Raw genomic sequence first — 18,812 nt, 5'->3', positions numbered from 1 at the left:
GGCGTGTCGAGTCCGAGTTACTGGTGTAGCCACTAGTTTGACGTTACTCCGGTGAGAACTACATGGTGAGGCGTGATGGGTGTGAACCGCAATTCAACCGAAATATACCAATACGCTACCGTCGCCCGATTAACCAGAGTAAAGCTTAAATAACTAAAACGCTAACCTGAGGTTAGACTCATCATGAGCATGCAACAGTTCACCGGTGGAGACGAGCGTTTCGCCCGCCGGTACGAATACGAAGACAGCTGGGTCATCGCGGCCGACGTCGCTCTCACGGCGGACGAAATCGACGTCGATATCGTCGGTTCGACCGCCATCGTCGTCGCCGACACTGGCAACCGCGTGACCGAGACGGAGTTCGAACTCCCCGAAGGCGACGCCGACGTGGAGGTTCGAAACGGCGTGCTCACCATCACCATCCACAAGTAAATGAAACTCATCGTCAAACCGCTCAAACAGAAGGACGCTGGCCGCGGACTCGCCGCAATCGACCGAGCCGCCGCCTCACAACTCGACCTCGAAGGCGGCGACTTCATCCGTATCGAGGGACCGAACGACGGCACGGCAATCGCGCGGGTCTGGCCGGGCTATCCCGAAGACCAAGAGACGGGTATCATCCGTATCGACGGACGGCTCCGACAGCAGGCCGGCGTCGGCATCGACGACCGCGTCAACGTGGAAAAAGCGGACGTGAAACCCGCGAACCGGGTCACCATTGCGCTCCCGCAGAACCTCCGTATCGGCGGCAATATCGGGACGTACATCCGCGATAAGCTCTCCGGACAGCCCGTCACGCAGGGCCAGAGCATTCAGCTCCCGCTCGGCTTCGGCTTCATGAGCGCGTCGAGCCAATCTGTCCCCATCAAAATCGCCTCGACCGACCCTGACGGGACGGTCGTCGTCACCGACAACACCGAGTTCCAAGTGAGCCAAAAGCCCGCCGAGCAAATCAAAGACGCCGCATCCGGCGGTGGAACCGGTCCCTCGGTGACCTACGAAGACATCGGCGGTCTCGACAAGGAACTCGAACAGGTTCGGGAGATGATCGAACTCCCGATGCGCCACCCGGAACTGTTCAAGCGCCTCGGCATCGAACCGCCGAAAGGCGTGCTCCTGCACGGCCCGCCGGGGACCGGCAAGACGCTCATCGCCAAAGCCGTCGCCAACGAAATCGACGCCTCGTTCCACACCATCTCCGGTCCGGAGATCATGTCGAAATACTACGGTGAGTCCGAAGAGCAACTCCGTGAAATCTTCGAGGAGGCCACGGAGAACTCACCGGCAATCGTCTTCATCGACGAACTCGACTCTATCGCGCCCAAGCGCGGCGAGGCCGGCGGCGACGTCGAACGCCGCGTCGTGGCCCAACTGCTCTCGCTCATGGACGGGCTGGACGAACGCGGCGAAGTCGTCGTCATCGGCGCGACGAACCGCGTGGACGCTATCGACACGGCACTCCGCCGCGGCGGTCGTTTCGACCGCGAAATCGAAATCGGCGTTCCCGACCGCGACGGCCGCAAGGAGATTCTGCAGGTCCATACGCGGAACATGCCGCTGACCGACGATATCGACCTCGACGCCTACGCCGACAGCACCCACGGCTTCGTCGGTGCCGACCTCGAATCTCTTGCCAAGGAGTCGGCGATGCACGCGCTTCGGCGCATCCGCCCGCAACTCGACCTCGACGCCGAGGAGATAGATGCCGAGGTCTTGGAGACGCTCCGCGTCACTGAAAGCGACTTCAAAGAGGCGCTCAAGAGCATCGAACCATCCGCGCTCCGCGAGGTGTTCGTCGAAGTACCCGACGTGACGTGGGAGGACGTCGGCGGTCTCGGAACCACCAAGGAACGCCTCCGCGAGACCATCCAGTGGCCGCTCGAATATCCCGAGGTCTTCCAGACGATGGATATGGACGCCGCGAAGGGCGTCTTGATGTACGGCCCGCCGGGGACCGGCAAGACGCTTCTCGCCAAGGCCGTCGCCAACGAGGCCGAGTCGAACTTCATCTCCATCAAGGGACCGGAACTCCTGAACAAGTTCGTCGGCGAGTCCGAAAAGGGCGTCCGCGAGGTGTTCAAGAAAGCCCGCGAGAACGCGCCGACGGTCGTGTTCTTCGACGAAATCGACTCCATCGCGGCTGAACGCGGCCGCGACTCCACGAGTTCGGGCGTCACGGAGCGCGTCGTCTCGCAACTCCTGACCGAGTTGGACGGACTCGAAGCACTCGAAGACGTGGTCGTCATCGCGACGACGAACCGGCCCGACCTCATCGACTCGGCGCTCCTGCGCCCGGGTCGTCTCGACCGCCACGTCCACGTCCCCGTGCCGGACGAGGACGCGCGTCGCGCTATCCTCGACGTGCACACCCGGAGCAAGCCGCTCGCCGACGACGTTGAACTCGATGCAATCGCGTCGAAGACCGAGGGCTACGTCGGTGCAGACATCGAAGCACTCGCCCGCGAGGCGTCGATGAACGCCTCCCGCGAGTTCATCCAGAGCGTGACGAAAGAGGAGATCGAAGAGAGCGTCGGCAACGTTCGCGTGACGATGGAGCACTTCGAGAACGCCCTCGACGAGATCGGCCCGAGCGTCACCGACGACGTCCGCCGCCGCTACGAGGAGATCGAAGAGCGCTTCCAGAAGAGCGACGTCAAACGCGACCGCCAAGGCGAGGTCGGGCGGACCTTCCAATAAGGCGGGTCGGTCACCACTCCACCGGTCTGCACCCGATTTCGGCGCTCTGGCCGCCCCGTTTCACGCTTGTTCCCGGCTCTTCACTCACACAGTTCGGCCCGGTCGCGCCCGTTGTGAACCTTATCACGTCGCATTCGAACCCATCCGAAACGGCGTAACCGATACGTTCTTATTACTCTTGTCTGCTATGTAGGAGTACGCGGTTCTCGGGATACGCAATTTTCAACGAATTCTGCGTTTGTTTCACCGGAAATCCGGTGTGCCCCGTTTGGTTTGTAAAACTATGTACTCGGATTACGGTAGTCGTTTTTGCGTCTCGTGAGAATACTCGCGGCTACAGAACTCCGAGGAAATTCCAGAGACTGACTGGAATCTATGGACAAACAGCCCGGACGATGGACGCGGCACTCAGAGGGTGGACGCGGCACTCGGAAAACTGACGAAAGAGTCGAAAAATCGTGTCGTCGGTCGCGGCGCGCGAGTCGTCTCTCAGGCGTCGATGTCGTCGAGAATCGCTTCCGCGTGGCCCTCGGGCGAGACGCCTTCGTAGACGTGTTCGATTGTGCCGTCGGAGCCGACGACGTACGTGTTGCGGAAGACGCCGTCGAACGTCTTTCTGAACATGTTCTTTTCGCCGTAGGAGTCGTACTTCTCCGAGATCGCTCCGTCTTCGTCGGACAGGAGCGTAAACGGCAGGTCGTATTTTTCGGCGAACGAATCGAGGTCCGAAACGGGGTCGTCGCTGATGCCGAGGACGGTCACGTCCTGTGCTTCGAACTCGTCCCACGCGTCGCGGAAGCCGCAGGCTTCGGTGGTACAGCCCGGCGTGTCCGCACGTGGGTAGAAGTAAACGACGACGCGCTCGCCGCGGAAATCAGAAATCGAGACGGTGTCGCCGTGTTGGTCGCGCAGTTCGAAGTCGGGGGCTTCGTCGCCAATTTCGAGCATTGTGCTCAGTTCAGGCGGCGCGAAGAAGGGTCTTTCTCACTCTAGTTTTTCGGCGGCACCGCGTTCGACCAGTGGGTCGGCGTTGGCGGCGGGAAGCGTCACCACGTCCTCAGTAGTGAGGTCGTACTCGCGTTCATCGACACCGAGAATCGTTCCCACGTCGGCCGTGATGCGGACGGTCTCGCGCTCGTCGCCGAGTCCGGCAAGCGGGTCGTCTTCGGCCGGTTCTGTGTCTGCTGTCGGGGTCGAGTCATTGGTGACGGCCGCCGCTTCGTCCGCCGGTCGGTCGGCCGCGGGCGTGCTGTCGTTGCTCCCGTTTTCGTTCCCGCTCCCGCTCTCACTTGCAGGCGTGGGCGTGGTGTCTTGTGCGGACTGCGACGCCGAATCGCTCGCGTCAGCGCCCATCGCGTCGGCGAGGACGCCGCCGGCGTCCGCTGTCCCCGTGTCGGATTCGGTCGCGGCCCCAGCGGTTTCGGGGCTAGGCTCGTCCGGCGGAATCGTCGGGTCGGAGTCGGATTCTCCTGTGGCACCAAACGCCGGTGTGGTGGCTGACGACGAATCAGATTCCAATCCGGCTTCCGTCGGCTCTGCGGTCGCCACGTCGCCCGCCGAAATCTCGGGCCGAGCGGAGTCGGCGGCCGCAACGTCTTCGAGCGCCGGGAGGACGGTCCCGCGATTCTTCTCGATTCGCGCGACCAAGTCGTCGAACAGCCGCTGTTCTTCGGTGGTCAGGCCGTCGGTCTCAGAAGCCATCCCGGCGGCGGCGAAACTTGCGGCCTTGACGACTTTGCCGACCCGGCGTTCGTAGATTGAGGTGACGACCTCCTCTGCGGTCTCGATTTCGTCGGTGAGACGTCGAATATCGGGCGAATAGGGCGTCCCGAGCTGTTGGGCTTTCTGCTCTCGCTTCGCTTTCTGCTGAGCGATATACTCCGCGACATCCTCGTAGAACGACTCGCGGAGTTGCTGTAAGCTATCTTTCTGTCGCTCCGTTCGAAGCACACTCCTGAGGTCGTCTACGTTCATTCTGTCACCTTCTCTGCTCGACCGCGGGTCATGAGAAACACCCCGAGGCTTTCGCGTACCGATTGGACGCCGGATTCGAGTGTAAAGCTATCGCCATCGAACGTCACCGCACCGGGGTCGGTGACTTCGACCGTAATCTCGCTCCCGCGGAACCGGTCGGGGACGGCATCGACAAGCGGGTCGAAGTCGTCGATTTCGTCTCGGTCGAGCGGTTCGACGACGAGTCCGGAACCGCCGTGGAGGCTCTTTGGGAGCCGAATCAACCGTTTCGTGTCGGTCGTCACTGGCTCGTCGATTGGCGACGTTTCGGCTTCGACAGTCTCCTGTGCGAGCGCTTCGACCAGTGTCCGAACGCCGGGGCCGCCGGCTTCGACGTTGCCCTCGCGGATTGCGTCCGGGTTGTTCTGAAACGCGCCGAGGATCGTTTTTGCCCGGCCGTCGCCGATGCCGTCGAGTTCCTTGAGCCGTTCGAGCGCGGCGTCTTCTTCCATCTCCAGCAGGCCATCGACGAAGTCGAGGAGTCGGCGGTGGGTTCGGCGTCCCCATCCGCCTTCGGTTCGGAGGACGCGTTGCGTCGTCGTCCCGTGCTGTCGCGTCTCGATGAGAGCGTCGAAATCGAGGTCGATGGCGCGAATGTAATCGACAACTTCGCGGCGCGCCTCGCTGTCGAGACCGCGGACGGACTCGTCGCGGACGTGGACGTGGTAGCCGCGGCCGCCGGAGAAGACTGCCTGCATCTCGTCGAAGTCGAAGTCGAAGTCGGTTTCGAGCAGGTCGAGCAGGTCCAAAAGCGCCTGTTTACCCGCTTCGAGCATGTCGGCGTAGCCGGTCGCTTCGGGGTCGATGTCGGGGAGGTGGTCGGCGTCGATGTCGAAGACGAGGTCGGCTTCGCGCCAGCCTTTGTCGTCCATCGTGGCCGCACCGGGGTCGGCGAAACGGGCCGACGAGAAGTAGACGTGCCGGGGCGCACTGCGCGCGAGGTAATCCGAGAGTTCGCCCAAATCGAGTAACGATTGGTGACGGTGCATCCGCGTTCCGCCGGCGGACCACGGGATGACGCCCCACTCCCGCTCGCTCGGTGCGGGTGGGAGCGGAACGTCGGTGCTCCGGTAGTAATCACCGAAGCGTCCTTCCAGATACTCGCGTGTGCGCCCGTCCATACACCCCGGATTCCCGAGGCGGGACTAAAGCGATTACGTCTCCGTGCGCCCGTGGGCGAGCCTCTCACCGTGCGCACGTTTTTGTTGCTTGTTAGTGAATGTCTATCCATGTCTGGGATGGCGTACACACGGCTTGGAACGACCGGTCTCGAAGTATCGCGGCTCTGTCTCGGCTGTATGAACTTCGGGTCCGGCGCGACGTGGATGATGAACGACCGCGAGGCGAGTCTCGAACTCTTGGACCACGCGCTCGACGCCGGTATCAACTTCCTCGATACGGCGAACGTCTACTCCCGCGGTGAGTCCGAAGACATCGTCGGCGAGGCAATCGCCGACCGCGACCGCGACGAACTCGCTCTCGCCACGAAAGTCTACTTCCCGATGGGCGACGGCCCGAACAAATCTGGTCTCTCCCGAAAACACATCGTCGACCAGGCGCACGCGAGTCTCGACCGTCTCGGCACCGACTACATCGACCTCTACCAGATTCACCGATGGGACGACCGCGTGCCCATCGAAGAGACGCTTTCTGCCCTCGACTACCTCGTCGATGAGGGACTCGTCCGCTACATCGGCGCGAGCACGATGTCGGCCTACCAGTTCACGAAGGCGCTCTACACCGCCGACGTAGAGCACTTTGAACGGTTCGCCTGCATGCAACCGGAGTACAACGCGGTTGACCGCCACGAGGAGGCGAATCTGCTCCCCGTCTGCGAGGGCGAAGGCGTGGGCGTCATTCCGTGGTCGCCACTGGCCGGCGGGTTCCTCACCGGAAAATACGAACGTGACGGCGAGATTCCCGTGGACACGCGAGCGGAATCCGACGAGTACACGTCGGACCGCTTCACCGACGAAAACTGGGACGTTCTCGACGAAATCCGCGACATCGCCGACGCGAAAGACGCGACGCCGGCGCAGGTGTCGCTCGCGTGGTTGCTCCACAAACCGGTCGTGGACGCGCCAATCATCGGCCCTCGTCGTCTCGATCATCTCGACGAGAACGTCGGGGCGCTCGAAATCGACCTGACCGACGAAGAGATGGCGCGCATCGAAGCGCCGAAGACACCGCGGTGGCCCGCACCGGACAAAGACTAATACCTCTGAAAACAAACATAGCTAATAATAATTATAGATTTGTTAACTGGATTCCGGAGTGTCGGTAATATTGACAAGTAATTTACTACAACAGCGGTAGTGGCCAGCACCAAAACTATAAATAATTACTAATTGTAGGTTACAAACTGTAATGGTTGATACTGACTCACACACAGGTACTCGGGCCAGAGTTTCTCGCCGTAGCTTCGTCAAGGCCGCTGGCGCGTCAGGCGTCGCTGTTGGTCTTGCCGGTTGTATTAGCACGGGTGGCGGCGACGGAAACGGCGGCGGAAACGGCGACGGAGACACGGATACGCCGATTAACACCGACGCGCCGACCGAAGACATCACGGTTCAGTGGGCGGCGGACACCCGCGTTGCGGACGCCGAAGACGAGGTCTTCCAAGCGCTCCGCGACGCTGGTTTGCCAGATAATATCTCGCTTGACATCATCGCCGGGTCGCAGGTAACCGATAACCGACAGGCCCAATACCAGCAGTGGTTGTCCGGCGGCCGGTCGGAACCGACGTTGCTGATGATGGACAGCGGGTGGACGATTCCGTTCATCGCACGCAACCAACTCCAGAACTTCACACAGTCGCTCCCGTCCGAACTGACCGAGACGGTCGAAAACGAGTATTTCGAGGCGAGCGTCGCAACCGCCAAAGGGGTCAACGGTGACCTCTACGGCCAACCGTTGTTCCCTGACTTCCCGACGATGCAGTATCGAAAGGACCTGCTTCGAAACGCGGGCTACACTGACGACGACTTCGACACGTGGGCGACCGAGTCGATGTCGTGGGAGGACTTCTCACGAATCACGAGCGAAGCGCTCGAAGCCAACCCTGACATCCAGTACGGATACACGTTCCAAGCGAACGTCTACGAGGGACTTTCGTGCTGTGACTTCAACGAGTTCATGACCTCTTACGGTGGCGCGTACTTCGGTGGCCGCGAGAACCTCTTCGGTCCCGTCGGCGACCGCCCGATTACGGTCGAAGAAGAGCCGGTCCTCGACTCCATCCGGATGGTTCGAACTCTCATCCACGGCGAGGACGACGAACACGCTCTCGACGGCATCACGGGGAAGGTCGCACCGGAGGCGGTTCTTCAGTGGACCGAAGAACCGTCGCGGCAACCGTTTACGACCGGCAACGCGATTATGCACCGCAACTGGCCGTACTCCATCGTCATCAACGGCGCAGAGCCGTCCGAGGAGAACGACCAGACCGGCTTCGGCGAGGACCTCGGCGTCATGCCGATTCCGTACGGCGTCACGGCCGACGAGGCCCAGTACGAGGGGACCGGCGGACCCGTCGCCGCCCTCGGTGGCTGGCACATGACGATGAATCCGAACTCGTCGGACGCACAGAAGCAGGCCGCGGTGCAAGTGCTTCGAACGATGCAAGACGAACAGTTCCAACTCGATCTGTTCCGCATCATCGGCTGGATTCCGCCGCGTCCGTCGCTTCTCGACTCCGACGAAGCCGCCGAAGTCGAAATCGTCGGCCGCCACCTTGACGCGCTGAAGGTTGCCGGCGAGAACGCGATTCCCCGTCCCGTCACCGTCGTCTGGCCACAGCAGTCCGGTCGCATCGCTCAGGAAGTCAACGCCGCGTACGCACAGGAGAAGTCGCCCGAACAGGCAATGTCTGACCTCGCGTCGCAACTCGAACAGATCGAGCAAAACGCCTAACCCAACGTCCAGAGAATCCACAAATAAATATACAAGTTACCATTTGACATGGCTACAGAACAACAATCCGGGGAGGCGATTTCCGAGCCCCGACGAACCGGCCCCTACGCGTCGGTCATCAACTGGATGGAGATGCTCTCGGAGACACAGTTCGCGTACCTGCTTCTCGCCCCCGCACTCATCCTCTTGGGCGTCATCGCGGTCTACCCGCTGGCATCGACGTTCAGCATGTCGCTTTTCGCCGACCGGCTGACGGGGACCGCGCGGCTTGGCGAGTTCGTCGGGTTGCAGAACTACATCGACCTGTTCACCGGCGCGCGGAACTTCGCACTTCCGTCGGCGTTCCTTCCGACGTTCAGCACGGAGTTCCCTTTCGTCACGGACATCTACTCAAGCGCACTCATGGTGACGCTCATCTTCACCGCGTTCAGTGTGCTGTTCGAAACGCTCATCGGCTTCGGTCAAGCACTCATCTTAGACCAGGACTTCCGTGGTCGAAGGTGGGTCCGTGTCGCTATCATCATCCCCTGGGCGGTACCCATCGTCATCCAAGGAATGATCTTCTTCCTGATGTTCCAGCCGAACATCGGGTTCCTCGTCGGCACGAGCGAAAACCCGGCGCTGTTGAATCAACTCGGTTTCATCGGAACGACGCCACTGCGCGACACCGCTGACTCGCTGTTCCTCATCATCGTCGCCGACGTGTGGAAGACGAGCGCGTTCATGGCGCTTCTCATCCTCGCCGGAATGCAGAGCATCGACCGCTCGCTCTACGACGTGGCGAAGGTCGCGGGCGCGTCACGCTGGCAACAGTTCAAGCTGATTACCTTCCCGCTCATCCTGCCGACGGTACTGGTTGCGATGCTGTTCCGCACCATCGACGCGATGCGCGTCTACGGTATCATCGAGACGATGGCCGGCTGTCAGACCGTCCCGTCGCTGTCGTGTCTCGTCGTGACGACGTTCAACACGCCACTGTACGGAACGTCGGCGACAGTCGCGTTCATCACCGCCGGCATCATCGCCATCGTGGTGTCGGTCTACATCGTGAACTTCGCAAGTGAGGGAGTCTAACATGTCGAACGAAAACCCCGGAATCGGCCTCGGTGCCGACGACGCAGAGATGAAACGCGGCCCGCTCGGTCGGTGGGTCAATACGGCCATCAAGAACCCGGATAGAGCCTACCGTTCGATGTTCTACGTCGCAATGGTGTTCTTCCTCGTCACGACGCTGTTCCCGTTCTACTGGCTTCTCGTCTTGGCGCTCACGCCGAACAACCTGATTTCGAACATGGGCCTGCTCCCGAAAGGGTTCAACCTGACCGTGTTCATCGAGATGTTCCAGCGGGTGCCGTTCCACTGGTACATGTTCAATAGCTTCGTGCTCGGCATCACGACGACGGTGCTCGTGTTGCTCATCGCAAGTCTCGCCGGCTACGTCTTCGGACGCCTGCGATTCCCCGGGAAGGGCATACTCATGCTCGGCATTCTTGCCATCTCGTACTTCCCACCGGCGGCGTTCCTCATCCCGCTTTTCGAACTGTTCACCGGCAACACCGCCATCAGCATCGGCTCTGTGACCGTTTCGTCGCCGGACCTGTTCAACACGCCCGCACCGATGGTGTTCCCGTTCAGCGCGCTGTTCCTACCACTGTCGATATTCATCCTCACGACCTTCTACGGACAGATTCCAGACGGGTTGGAGGACGCGGCGCGAGTCGAAGGAACGACACGGCTCGGGGCGCTGTTCCGCGTCATCGTGCCGCTTTCGGCACCCGGCGTCGCTACCGCGGGAGTGCTCACGTTCATCTCCGTGTACAACGAGTTCTTCTTCTCGTTCTTGATGAACAACGGCGAAGCCGGCTCGTGGGCACCGATTGTCGCCGGTATCCTGAAATATCAGGGCCAGTTCGACACCCCGTTCAACCTGATGGCCGCCGCTTCCATCGTGGGAGTCTTACCCGTGGCCATCCTTGTCATAATCGCACAGGAGCGTATCGTGAGTGGACTGACTGCAGGAGCACTGAAAGAGTAACCATGGGAGACGTTAAACTCGAACACGTAAGCAAGCACTACGGCGATGTAACGGCAGTTGACGACATGAACCTCGAAATTCAGGACGGCGAATTCATCTGTCTCGTCGGTCCGTCGGGGTGCGGAAAATCGACGACGATGGAGATGATAGCCGGGTTGACCATCCCCTCAGAGGGTGAGGTCTTCATCGGCGACCGCGAGGTCACGAATCTCCCGCCGAAGGACCGCGGAGTGGCGATGGTGTTCCAAAACATCGCGCTATTCCCGCACATGAATGTCTACGACAACATCTCCTTCGGGCTTCGCCTCCGAAACTACGACAAAGAAGAGATTCAACGCCGGGTCGAACGCGCCGCCGACGTCGTTCAACTTGAGGGGATGCTCGAACGCATGCCCGACGAGATGTCCGGTGGCCAGCGCCAGCGCGTCGCTATTGCCCGCGCAATCGTCCGAAATCCCGGCGTGTTCCTCATGGACGAACCGCTGGCGAACCTCGACGCGAAGCTTCGCGTCCACATGCGGACGGAACTCCAACGCCTCCACAAGGAACTGGACACGACCATCATCTACGTCACCCACGACCAAGCGGAGGCGATGACGATGTCCGACCGCATCGCCGTCATCGACTCGGGGCGACTCCAGCAAATCGACCCGCCGTTGGTCTGTTACAACGAGCCTGCGAACCTGTTCGTCGCCGGGTTCATCGGGTCGCCGTCGATGAACTTCCTCGACGGCGAGGTAACCGACTACGGGTTCGAATCGACGTACATCAACGTCGAGTTCGACCCCGCGGAAATCGGCGTCGAGGTCGGAACCGACGTGACGATGGGTATCCGCCCGGAGGACGTCTACCTCATCGAAGACGAGCGACAGGTGGCAAACCCGAGTCACCAAATCGACGCGATGACCGACGTATTGGAGCCGATGGGCGACGAAATCTTCGTCTACCTGAAGCTCTCGGAGGAGGCACACGCCGACCTCGAAGACGCGACCGGTGTCATCAACGACCAACTGCTGATGAGCGTCTCACCCGACACGGACGTCGAAGAAGACGAAGACGTGACGGTCATCCTCGACCGCACCAGGGTCCACCTCTTCGATACGGAGACCGGAAAAGCGCTCAGCCACGGTATCGAGAGCATGGTTCAGGCGAGCGGCGCGCCCGGCACGGAGGCAGAAAGCGACGACTGACGGACGACTCAGGTGTCCGCTGTCTCCCGAACACCCTCCCACCGTCCGACTGACCACCTGCCAAGCCCCTCTCATCGAACCACCGAAACCCGATGGACGGCGCGGCCCGCACCGAACACCACACCGTCGAACTCGCACAGAACCGAACCAAACGACCACACGACACTCACAGCATCCACACCATGGTTACCGAACTCGGCCTGCTCTATCTCGGCGGGATGACAGTCCTGTTTTTCTTCTGGGCGTACGGCATCGTTTCGTTCGTCCTCGACGTGAAAAACAAGTTCATCCCGAAGGGTCGGCAGTACCTCCGCGGCCGCAGGCAGTTGAAAGAAGAACAGCAACGCGAACAAGAACGGAAGGAACGCGAGGAACAACTCTACTAAACTGAGTCGCCGTCGGCCGTCGATATCGGCGGCATCGCCGGCTCCATCGCGGCTTCCGGTAAATCAGCCTAAAGAACGTGAAACTTAACACCAGTAGTAGTTAATAATCGTCTCATGAGTACATCGTCATCGACCCGAGTCGGAATCGTCGGACTCGGAAACATCGGCCATCACCACGCGGACCGTCTGCTCGACCTCGGTGCCACCCTCGTCGGCGGTCTCGACATTCAGGCAGACGCCCGTCGCCAGTTCGGAGAGAAGTACGACGTGAATACCTACGAAGAGAAAGCGGAGTTGTTCGACAACGTCGATGCGGTCATCATCACGACGCCGAACCGCTTCCACGAGGAGTACGCCGTCGCCGCGCTCGACGCGGGACTCGACGTACTGCTCGAAAAACCGCTCGCACACTCGCTCGAATCCGCGGAGCGAATCGCCGACGCCGCCGAGCAAGCGGACGGATTCTGCATGGTCGGGTTCAACAACCGCTTTGCGAACCCGGTCGAAGTCGTCCGCCACCACTACGAAAACGGCCGCTTCGGCGACATCACGCACGTCGAGGCCAACTACGTCCGCCGCCGCGGGATTCCCGGCCGTGGCTCGTGGTTCACCTCGAAAGACGTCGCCGGCGGCGGGTCGCTCATCGACATCGGCGTCCACGCCATCGACCTCGCGCTTTACTTCCTCGACTTCCCCGAGGTCGTCGAGGTCTCGGGCGTCACCCGCTCTGAGTTCGGCGACCGCGACGACTACACCTTCGTCGAGATGTGGGGCGACGATGTCGGCCCGGAAGGGTTCGACGTTGACGACTCCGCGACCGCGTTCATCCGCACCGCCGAGGGAACGACAATCTCCCTCGAAGTCGCGTGGGCGACGAACCGCCCGACCAACGACGAGTTCTTCCTCCGCGGTACCGAAGGCGGCGTCCGATTCGACCGCGCGAGCCACGACCTCGAATTCTACGAGGGCGGTGTCGGCGGCGGAAACCACCTCTCGACTGCCGACGTGGAGACACAGCGCAACGACACCCACAAGAGCGAACAGGCGGTCTTCCTCGACGCGGTTGCGGCGGGCGAACACCCCGGCCGCAATACGGTCGAACAGGGACTCGCCGTCCAGCGCGTCATCGACGCTATCTATCAGTCGTCCGAGACGGGCCGTGCGGTCCGCCTCGACACCGTCGAGACGCCGCCGGTGAACTAACCCTCCAAACAGCGAAACACTTCCAGCATGTCTGTCATAGACACACTCAAACACTCCGAACACACCGGCGAGAATCGGTGTCTGCCGTGTACCGCGGTCAACGTCTTCGTCGTCGTGCTCGTCGGGTTGGCTCTCGGCGTCGTCTGGCTTCCGGTCGCCGGATTCGTCGCCGTCGCCGTCGGGGCGCTTTTCGTCTACTTTTGGGGGTACGTCGTCCCCGGCACGCCCTCGTTTGCGCCGCCGCTCGTCGCGGCGGTGGGTCTCGGCGGCGTCTTCGGCCACGGCGAGGACGACACCCGACAGTCAGAATCGCTCGACGCCAACGTCAGCCCTGACGTGATGCTCTCGACGCTCCTGAACGCGGACGTGTTGGTGGAAGATGAAGACGGCCTGTTTTTGACAGACGACGCCCGCGGCGAGTGGGAAGAGACGATGGCGACGCTCCGGACGGCATCGGACGAAGACGTCGCCGACGCGGTTGCGAGCGCCCTCCCGTTCGAAGCGACGGTCGCACCCGAATTCGACGGCTTCTCCATCGACGGCCCGTCCATGTCGGTGTGGCTCTCGCGCCCGCAAGCAATCGCGGACGTGGCGACGCTCTACACTGTGGTCGAACGCGGGGTTGACTCGATGGTCGCGCTCGCCGCGACAGAGCCGATGCGAATGTTTGCCGACGTGTGTCCAGAGTGCGGCGGTCCGGTCGAAGAGACGACGACTCGAAATTGCTGTGGCGGCACTGCCGGACTCCACGACTCGCCGGAACACGACGTGCTCGGCTGTGTCGACTGCGGCGCGGTCGTCTACGAGTTCCACGAAGAATAGTGGTCGAGCGTTCGGATTCGAATCCGAGTCCGGGTTTGATTCCCAGTCCGGGTTTGATTCCGAGTCCCAGTCCGAACCCGCGTCCGACCCAAGTCCGTTAGTACTCTGCGGAGCGCCGGTCGCTCGGATTACGACTCAGGCGAACTGGTCGCGGTCCGGCACTTCGTCGCGGCCGAGCACGATTTCCTGTCCTTCGATATCTTCGAGTGCGGCGACGAGACCGCCGACCTCGACGATACCTTCGTCGGTCTCGATATGAAGCGACGCGACTTCTTCTGTGTCTTCGAACGCCGTCTCGATGACGCGGCCTTCGACGACGATGGGGTCGCCCGTTTCGACGTCGCGGCCGGAGACGGAGGCGTAGAAGTCGCCCTCGATTTCGCGGATGTCCTTGACGGCGCGGCGAATCGAGGCGTAGCGGCGCGGGAAGGGTCGGCGCTTGCCGTTTGCAACGATGGTCTCGGCGGTGCTCCAGAGAACGGTCCCGAAGAACCCGCTGACGAGGAAGCCGAGCGCGGAGCGGTTGAAGATGACGCCGTAGCGGTCGCGGTCGTCGCGGAGGGCGTCCTGCGTGGCGTAAATCGAGTACTCGCCGTCGGCGACGGCGAGAACGGGCGAGGTGATACCGCGGCGAGCGCGAGCGATCGTCGCCACGTCGAGGTAGTTGAACTCGTCCGGGTCGGGTGCGCGAGAGGCGGGCGTGACGAGCAGGTCGATGCTGACGCCGCTGTCGATTGCCGCCGCGAGGTCGTCACGGAAGCGACGGAGCAGGTCCGGCGTCAAAGAGAGCACGAGTTCGTACTCGGCCGCCTCGATGATTTCCTCGATGTATCGGAGGATGGTCGAGCGCGATTTGACGAGCGAGACTGCTTCTGTGTCTCTGGCGGGCGCCGTGTAGCGCGCCTCCAGTTCCTCGATGAGTTCTTCGAGGGAGGTTTTGACGTTCGAGAAGGCATCGTCGGGGTCAACCGCGACGATTTTCATGGGCCGCGACTCTCGGAGTTCGACGAGGCCACGATCGGAGAGACTTCGAACCGTGTCGTACACGCGAGGTTGCGGGATACTGGTTCGGTCGGCGATTTCGCTCGCCGTCAACTGTCCGTGTTCGAGGACGGCAAGGTACGCGTCGATTTCGTACTCGCCGAGATTGAAGCGCTCACCGACTCGCTCCATGGTGAGCCGCAGTTCGTCAGCCATGGTCGTGACGTGTACGGCATCACCTAAATCATTTACTGACAAGCGAGTAGCACAGAATTCCGAAAACAGGTGGTACCAGCAGTCGGTGTTGGACTCCGAATCGAACGCGGCAGTGTCTCTCACCTGCACACGTGGGCATCTGGAAGTTCCGGTTCGCCCTCGGCGACCCGCCACCGTATCCTGGACCCCCGCAGTGGCAACCCTTTTTTCGCCCCTTCCCGTTGCGAGTCTCATGCACGGAGTCGAGGGGGGAACAGGCGTGCAGGCGGCCGGGAGCGGAGCGGTGCCGACTCCCGAGTCGTCCCTGCCACTCGTCGCGCTTCAATCGGGAGCGATACAACCGCCGGAGTTCGTCCCCGAGTTCCTGTTGGTTCCCGGTTGGCGACTCGTCGTGGCCGCCGTCGTCGTCGTGTTGGCGGTCGTTCTCTCGAAGTACGTCGTCCGCCTGCTCGGTCGCCCCGTCGCCAGACAGTTCACCCGTCAGAGCGTCGCACAGACGGTTCTGCGGATCGTCCGACTCGCTATCATCCTCTCTGGTATCGGGGCCGCCGCGAACATCCTCGGTCTCGAACTCGGGAACATCGTCCTCTCTGTGACGGTGTTTTCGGCCGTTCTCGGTATCGTTCTCGCACCCATCGTCGGGAGCGTCGTCAACGGAGTGTTCGTCCTCGCCGACCAACCCTACGAAATCGGTGACATGATCGAACTCGACAACGGAACCCGCGGGTTCGTAGAGGAGATCAACCTCCGGTACACCAAGGTGTTCACGCTCGACAACACGTTCCTCGTCATGCCAAACTCGAACATCCGCAACCGCGACGTCGTCAACTACTCCGCCGAGGACGAACGCACGCGTTTGACGCTCGACGTGCTCGTCACCTACGAATCCGACATCTCGACCGCCCGTAATCTGGTCGAACGCGCGGCCCGCGACTGCGAAGAGGTCCTCGAAGGCGGCCCGGACATCCGAATCGGAAGCGCTCGCTACCCGGCGAAGCCGACCGCGTACATCGAATCGTACGCCGACAACGGCGTTCTCTTGCGACTCCGATACTGGGCGATGAAACCGTACAAGATGCTTAAAATTCAGTCGGAGGTACAGACGAAACTGTGGTCTCTCCTCGAAGACAGCGATGCGAACGTCGAGTTCGCCTACCCGCACACGCACCTCGTCTTCGACGAGACGAGCGGCGCGGTCCGCATCTTCGACGACGAGTCAGAAGACGGGCGTCACGTCGTCGCGTCGCCACCGGGTGGAAACGGAGATGCGGCGGGTGCGTCGGGGGCGTCTGACGAATCGAGTTCGTCGGCGTCGCCGGACGACGTGTAGGAGCCAGAAGTGGGGAGTGGGAGACTGGGAGCCAGAAGTGAGGTGTCGGAAGCGGCATACCGGCGAGATGAAAAACGACGCTCAGGTGTCGGCGCGGACGGTGATAACCGTGCAGTCGAGTTTTTCACGGAGGAACACGTCGATGTCGGGGTCGTCGAGGAATCGCCGGAGCATCCTCCGCCAGCGGCTCGCCTGCTTCGATCCGATGACGACGATGTCGGCTTCTTCGGCCGCGACTTCTTCGAGAATCGTCTCCTCGACGAGAAAGCCGCGACGGACGACGTACCGGGCCTGGACGAGCGGGCCGAACTCGCGTTCGACCGCTCGCTTGAGTTCCGTCCGCGTCACGCCGCGGTTCGACTGGTAGAGGTCCACGTGTAACACCGTCAACTCGGCGTCGCGCTCTCTGGCGACTCGAACGGCCTCTTCGAGCGTCGCCCGGGAGTGCTTGGAGAGCGGATACCGGACCGGAACCACGACCCGTGTCATATTGTCAGCATCCACTCACTGCGCGTGCGTGAACTTTTCCCTCTCGGACGGGTTCGCCGCCGTCACGACGGGAGACAGAACAGTTAATCCGACGCGGGCGCGCTAGACCGGCGTTCGATTCGCCCCTCGATTTCGGCGTCGAAGCCGACCTCACGGGCGTATCGCGCTATCACGTCGTGTTGAATCTCGAACTCGCCGGCGCGGTGGGCCTGTGTGAGCGCCGCGAACTCCACGGAACTGTGCAGGAGGTAATCGCTCGTCGCAACCGTATAGAGCGCGTCGGGGTCGATTGGGTCGCCGCCGACGAAGGCTTCGACCACCTCGTCGCGTGCGTCGTCCCAGACGATTCGCGCGCCACTGATGTGGGCGTGCCACCACTCCGGTTCGCCGAAGCCCATCGCCGACCCGCGGGCGGCCCCGAAAATTTCCAGCAGTTCCGCGCCGGTCACCTCGGCGACGACGAGGTGGCCTTCGAAGGGAACGAGACTCACGATATTGGCGTGAGTCACGTCGGGACCGACCGGCGGGCCAGAGCGGATACCGCCGCTGTTTTGCAGTCCAACGTCGGCGTCGGTCGCCCAGCGGTAGGCGTCCGCGATGGCGTTTCCGACCCGGCACTCGCCCGCGGCAACGGTCTCCTCCGAGCGGTCCATCGGTCGGTCGATTCGACAGAGCACGTCGCCGAGACCGGCGGCATCGACGCGGCCGCGAAGCGCTTCGACGAGCGATTCGTCGGGGAGGTACTCGGACGTTCTGTGGCGCACCGTCTCGATTCGGTCACCGTCGAGTCTGACTTCCCAGATGACGTGGCCGTTAGCCCCGGGGCGGACGATTGGAACGCCGTCTACCACGTCGTCGCGTTCAGCGTGCACGTGGCCGCCGAGTACGAGGTCAACGTCACAGCGACGGGCGAGAGCGTCGTCGCCACTGCCGAGGTGCGAGAGTGCGACGACCGCGTCTACGTCAACCTCCTCGCGGATGTCGTCGACGGCCGCCGCAACGGCCTCGTAGGGGTCGGTGAACGTGAGATCGACGGCTTCCGGGTTGGTCGCGCTCGTCGCCGGGGCTGTGACGCCGACGAAACCGAGCGTCAGACCGTCGATGTCGCGGGTGGCCCACGGCACGGTTCCTTCGGCGGCGGCGAAGCGACCGCCGGTTTCGTCGCGGACGTTGCACGTAATCCACGTGGGCCGACTCGCGGAGACGAGTTCGCGGGTCCGAACCGGACCGTAGTCGAAGTCGTGGTTGCCGAAGGTCTCGAAGTCGGCATCGACGGCGTGGTAGAAATCGAGGGCCTGCCCACCGCGTTCGACGAGCGACAGGACGCCGGGTGAGGTGTTGTCGCCACTGCCGACGACGAGCGTGTCGTCGTCGTCGAGGGCGGAGACGCACCCGGCGAGGCGACCGGCCCGCATGGGGTCGTCGAAGACGTTCTCGATGTCGGAGTAGTGGAGGAGACGAGGCATTCGCTTCTCGAATGTGGGGGCGCCGGTGGACAAGAAGTCATCGGGACGACACGCAGGTGACGTCGGCGAGAC

17 protein-coding genes are annotated in these 18,812 nt (G+C 62.1%); 11 read left to right on the top strand and 6 right to left on the bottom strand.

The genetic code is table 11. The features are described 5' to 3' along the window. Positions 1-183: 183 nt before the first annotated feature. Together C440_RS10735 and C440_RS10730 are read left to right on the top strand one after the other, a co-directional pair. Entirely contained in the window at positions 184-432 is a 249-nt protein-coding gene (locus tag C440_RS10735) for an Hsp20/alpha crystallin family protein (protein WP_049915713.1), read from the top strand. Then, positions 433-2,697 (top strand): CDC48 family AAA ATPase, encoded by a 2,265-nt coding sequence (locus C440_RS10730; RefSeq protein ID WP_008320497.1) that lies wholly within the window; start codon positions 433-435, stop codon positions 2,695-2,697. Between the two features lie 489 nt (positions 2,698-3,186). Here the strand turns inward: C440_RS10730 and bcp are convergent, their stop codons facing one another. From bcp to priS, 3 genes are read right to left on the bottom strand one after another with little or no spacing between them, the layout of a single operon-like run. Then, positions 3,187-3,645: a thioredoxin-dependent thiol peroxidase gene (bcp, locus tag C440_RS10725; RefSeq protein ID WP_008320496.1), complete on the bottom strand. Its 459-nt coding sequence runs from the start codon at positions 3,643-3,645 to the stop codon at positions 3,187-3,189. A 36-nt stretch (positions 3,646-3,681) separates the two neighbouring features. Further along, positions 3,682-4,671, bottom strand: coding sequence for a DNA replication complex subunit Gins51 (locus C440_RS10720; RefSeq protein ID WP_008320495.1), 990 nt, complete (start codon positions 4,669-4,671; stop codon positions 3,682-3,684). Continuing rightward, positions 4,668-5,831, bottom strand: coding sequence for a DNA primase small subunit PriS (gene priS, locus C440_RS10715; protein WP_008320494.1), 1,164 nt, complete (start codon positions 5,829-5,831; stop codon positions 4,668-4,670). Before priS ends, C440_RS10720 begins: the two co-directional genes overlap by 4 nt. 108 nt (positions 5,832-5,939) lie before the next feature. On the opposite strand from priS, the gene C440_RS10710 reads away from it, so the two are divergent. The 8 genes from C440_RS10710 to C440_RS10675 all read left to right on the top strand — a co-directional run bounded on the left by C440_RS10710 (position 5,940) and on the right by C440_RS10675 (position 14,258). Beyond that, positions 5,940-6,926: an aldo/keto reductase gene (locus C440_RS10710; protein ID WP_049915710.1), complete on the top strand. Its 987-nt coding sequence runs from the start codon at positions 5,940-5,942 to the stop codon at positions 6,924-6,926. Between the two features lie 151 nt (positions 6,927-7,077). Continuing rightward, the gene (locus C440_RS10705) at positions 7,078-8,622 is read left to right on the top strand and encodes a substrate-binding domain-containing protein (RefSeq protein ID WP_008320492.1); all 1,545 of its coding nucleotides are present in this window, start codon (positions 7,078-7,080) and stop codon (positions 8,620-8,622) included. A gap of 126 nt (positions 8,623-8,748) precedes the next feature. Continuing rightward, positions 8,749-9,696, top strand: a complete 948-nt coding sequence (locus C440_RS10700) for a carbohydrate ABC transporter permease (RefSeq protein ID WP_049915761.1) — start codon at positions 8,749-8,751, stop codon at positions 9,694-9,696. Position 9,697: 1 nt separating this feature from the next. Then, positions 9,698-10,657 (top strand): carbohydrate ABC transporter permease, encoded by a 960-nt coding sequence (locus C440_RS10695; protein WP_008320489.1) that lies wholly within the window; start codon positions 9,698-9,700, stop codon positions 10,655-10,657. Positions 10,658-10,659: 2 nt separating this feature from the next. Continuing rightward, positions 10,660-11,847 carry an ABC transporter ATP-binding protein gene (locus tag C440_RS10690; protein ID WP_008320488.1) on the top strand — a complete coding sequence of 396 codons (1,188 nt, stop codon included), beginning with the start codon at positions 10,660-10,662 and terminating at the stop codon, positions 11,845-11,847. Positions 11,848-12,029: 182 nt separating this feature from the next. Continuing rightward, positions 12,030-12,233: a hypothetical protein gene (locus C440_RS10685; protein ID WP_049915759.1), complete on the top strand. Its 204-nt coding sequence runs from the start codon at positions 12,030-12,032 to the stop codon at positions 12,231-12,233. A 114-nt stretch (positions 12,234-12,347) separates the two neighbouring features. Then, on the top strand, positions 12,348-13,436 hold the full coding sequence (locus tag C440_RS10680; RefSeq protein ID WP_008320486.1) for a Gfo/Idh/MocA family protein: 1,089 nt from the start codon (positions 12,348-12,350) through the stop codon (positions 13,434-13,436). A 27-nt stretch (positions 13,437-13,463) separates the two neighbouring features. After that, the gene (locus C440_RS10675) at positions 13,464-14,258 is read left to right on the top strand and encodes a hypothetical protein (protein WP_008320485.1); all 795 of its coding nucleotides are present in this window, start codon (positions 13,464-13,466) and stop codon (positions 14,256-14,258) included. Positions 14,259-14,393: 135 nt separating this feature from the next. On the opposite strand, the gene trmB is transcribed toward C440_RS10675, so the two are convergent. Further along, positions 14,394-15,455, bottom strand: coding sequence for an HTH-type sugar sensing transcriptional regulator TrmB (gene trmB / locus C440_RS10670; protein WP_008320484.1), 1,062 nt, complete (start codon positions 15,453-15,455; stop codon positions 14,394-14,396). A 232-nt stretch (positions 15,456-15,687) separates the two neighbouring features. Between trmB and C440_RS10665 the strand changes: the two genes are divergently transcribed. Beyond that, complete coding sequence (locus C440_RS10665; protein ID WP_008320483.1) at positions 15,688-16,785, top strand: mechanosensitive ion channel family protein; 1,098 nt, start codon at positions 15,688-15,690, stop codon at positions 16,783-16,785. Between the two features lie 81 nt (positions 16,786-16,866). Here the strand turns inward: C440_RS10665 and C440_RS10660 are convergent, their stop codons facing one another. Next, positions 16,867-17,274, bottom strand: coding sequence for a universal stress protein (locus C440_RS10660; RefSeq protein WP_008320482.1), 408 nt, complete (start codon positions 17,272-17,274; stop codon positions 16,867-16,869). Between the two features lie 83 nt (positions 17,275-17,357). Beyond that, positions 17,358-18,740: a bifunctional metallophosphatase/5'-nucleotidase gene (locus C440_RS10655; RefSeq protein ID WP_008320481.1), complete on the bottom strand. Its 1,383-nt coding sequence runs from the start codon at positions 18,738-18,740 to the stop codon at positions 17,358-17,360. Positions 18,741-18,812: the final 72 nt, after the last annotated feature.

The sequence above is a fragment of the Haloferax mucosum ATCC BAA-1512 genome (genome assembly GCF_000337815.1).
GTDB lineage: Archaea > Halobacteriota > Halobacteria > Halobacteriales > Haloferacaceae > Haloferax > Haloferax mucosum.
The sequence above is the reverse complement of the archived record's forward strand: the minus strand, read 5'-3'. Positions and strand labels throughout refer to the sequence as shown.